1 protein-coding gene and 4 pseudogenes are annotated in these 2,250 nt (G+C 64.8%); all 5 read right to left on the reverse strand.

What is annotated here, in order from left to right; genetic code table 11:
• Positions 1-378: pseudogene (locus JCM19049_RS12180) on the reverse strand (electron transfer flavoprotein subunit beta); the annotation flags it as partial.
• 58 nt (positions 379-436) lie between these two features.
• A pseudogene (locus JCM19049_RS20650) lies at positions 437-697 on the reverse strand (electron transfer flavoprotein subunit beta); the annotation flags it as partial.
• 299 nt (positions 698-996) lie between these two features.
• The gene (locus JCM19049_RS20655) at positions 997-1,362 is read right to left on the reverse strand and encodes a S1C family serine protease (RefSeq protein ID WP_279403107.1); all 366 of its coding nucleotides are present in this window, start codon (positions 1,360-1,362) and stop codon (positions 997-999) included.
• Positions 1,348-1,713 (reverse strand): annotated as a pseudogene (locus tag JCM19049_RS20660) (S1C family serine protease); the annotation flags it as partial. The gene JCM19049_RS20655 and the pseudogene JCM19049_RS20660, both read right to left, overlap by 15 nt.
• A gap of 171 nt (positions 1,714-1,884) precedes the next feature.
• Positions 1,885-2,250, reverse strand: a pseudogene (locus JCM19049_RS12190) (serine protease); the annotation flags it as partial.

Here is a 2,250-nt window from a genome sequence, read left to right on the forward strand (position 1 = left end):
GGCTGGGCCAACGCTGGACGCGTCCAGCCCCAGGTCGGCGGCGCTGACCTCTTCCACCTTCTTCTTCTTGGCCGCCATGATGCCGCGGAAGTTCGGGTAGCGCGGCTCATTGGCCTGATCGGTCACCGACAGCACGGCCGGTAGCGAGCCACGCAGCGTCAGGGAATCGGCGCCGTGATCGCGGGTGATGCTCAGCGTCCCGGCCGCCGAATCGAAGTCCACGTTCGAGGCGTTGGTCAGGGCAGCGAAGCCCAGCAGTTCTGCCAGCTGAGACGGCACGATGCCGGTTTCGGCGTCGGTGGAGGCCATGCCGGTGACCACCAGGTCGATGTCCCCGGCATACTTGATCAGCGCGGCCAGGGCCTTGGCGGTGGCCACGGGCGTCGGAGCCGGCCAGGGCCTCGTCGTTCAGGTGCAGTCCGCTGGTGGCGCCCATCTGCAGGGCCTTCTTCACTGAAGCCACCGCCTTGGGTCCTCCCATGGTAGCCGCAATGACTTGGTTGCCTGCCTTGGGCCCGCCGCGGTCCTCGGCGATCGCCAGGGCCGCCTCCACGGCGTATTCATCCAGCTCGGAAAGGATTGACTCGCTGCGGTCGATGCGCAGGGTGTCCAGGTCGATGTGACGGTCAAACTGAGCATCCGGTACGTGTTTGACCAGTACCAAGATGTTCAGTGGCGTGCTACTCGCGTCGCTCATTCTCGCCTTTCATGCAAAGTGTCTTCGCTGTCGTAAAGACCGTGGAAGGATCTCTTCCACCCTTATCGTATCGGCGCACCGGCAATACGCCAGAACCTTTTGAAAAATCCAACGGCGGTACGTGACGCATGTCCTTGCATGTCGTAACACGTACGCCGTGGCCTCATTGCCGGTTCACATTCTGCTTCCCCCGCCGCGCATCGCTGCGCGGCCGGCCGGGATCTTCGTCAACTTCTTCAACACTGCTTCACACTTCGCCCCCATAGGAGGGTGAAGTGTGAAGCAGTGCCTGCTGGGTTCTAGTCCTCCAGGGTGCCGACCGTGACCTCCACGTCCTTGGTTTGCCCGTCCCTGATGTAGGTGATCTTCGCCTGGCCCTTGGCCGGAACCTCACGGATGGCCGCGGTCAAGGTCTGTGAATCCTGGATGGGACGGTCGTTGACACCGGTAATCACATCCCCCGACTTCAGCCCCGCTTCCGCGGCGGCCGAACCGGAGCTGATGTCCACGATCTTCGCCCCGGTGCTGAACCCGGAGCTTTGCTGCCCGGTGCGTGCCGCGGCGGCCTGGACAGTGGCGCCCAGCAGCCCGTGGGTGGCCGAGCCGTTCTCAATCAGTTCGCTGGAGATGCGCTTGGCGTAGTCGATGGGGATTGCGAAGCCCACGCCAATGGACCCCGAGTCTTCGTCCCCCGAGGAGGCGATGGCGACGTTGACCCCGATGATCTCGCCCTTCGCATTGACCAGGGCGCCACCGGAGTTTCCGTGGTTGATCGCCGCATCGGTCTGCATGACATTGATGTAGATGGAGCCCGAGTTGTTCTTCTGCTGCGGTGCGCCGGGGAATTCGAAGTTGAACTCACTATCGCCCCCGCCGTCGCTGGGCTGTTCCGGCACTGCGGAGGAGGCCACGGAGATCGTGCGGTTCAACGTGGAGATGATCCCGTCAGTGACGGTGCCGCTCAGTCCCAGAGGTGCGCCGATGGCCACTGCGGTGTCCCCGACGTTCAGGCTGCTCGACTCGCCAGAGTCGCTGGAACCAGGCCCTCGGCGTCAATCTTGATGACCGCCAGGTCCGACATCGGTCGGTGCCCACCAGCTCCGCGGAATACACCTTGCCGTTGTTCAGTCGCACATTCAGCTGCGGATTGCCGGTGGCCCCGCCCAGGGTCACCACGTGGGTATTGGTCAGGATGTGCCCTGATCATCCAGCACGATGCCCGAACCCGAGCCGGCCGAACCGTTACCGGAAGCCTCGATCGTCACCACGCTGGGCGCGGCCTTGGCGGCCGCGGCGGTGGCGGTGGTGACCGTTTCCGGGTTGTTGATGACCACGCCGTCCTGCGGACTTTGCACCTGGGCGGTGCCGCTGGAGTTGGGGTTGATCAGGTAGGTGGTCCCGGCGGCGGTGACCCCGCCGATCAGGGCGGCGGCGACCATGCCGGAGATCAGGGTGGTCCCGGCATAGCGCTTGCGCGGCTTGCGCTCGGGAGCCTGCGGCGACTGGTGCGGGTGGAAGTCCCCCTGCCCATACGGGTTCTGCCCGGCCGCGGA

It is taken from the genome of Arthrobacter sp. JCM 19049, from assembly GCF_001310435.1.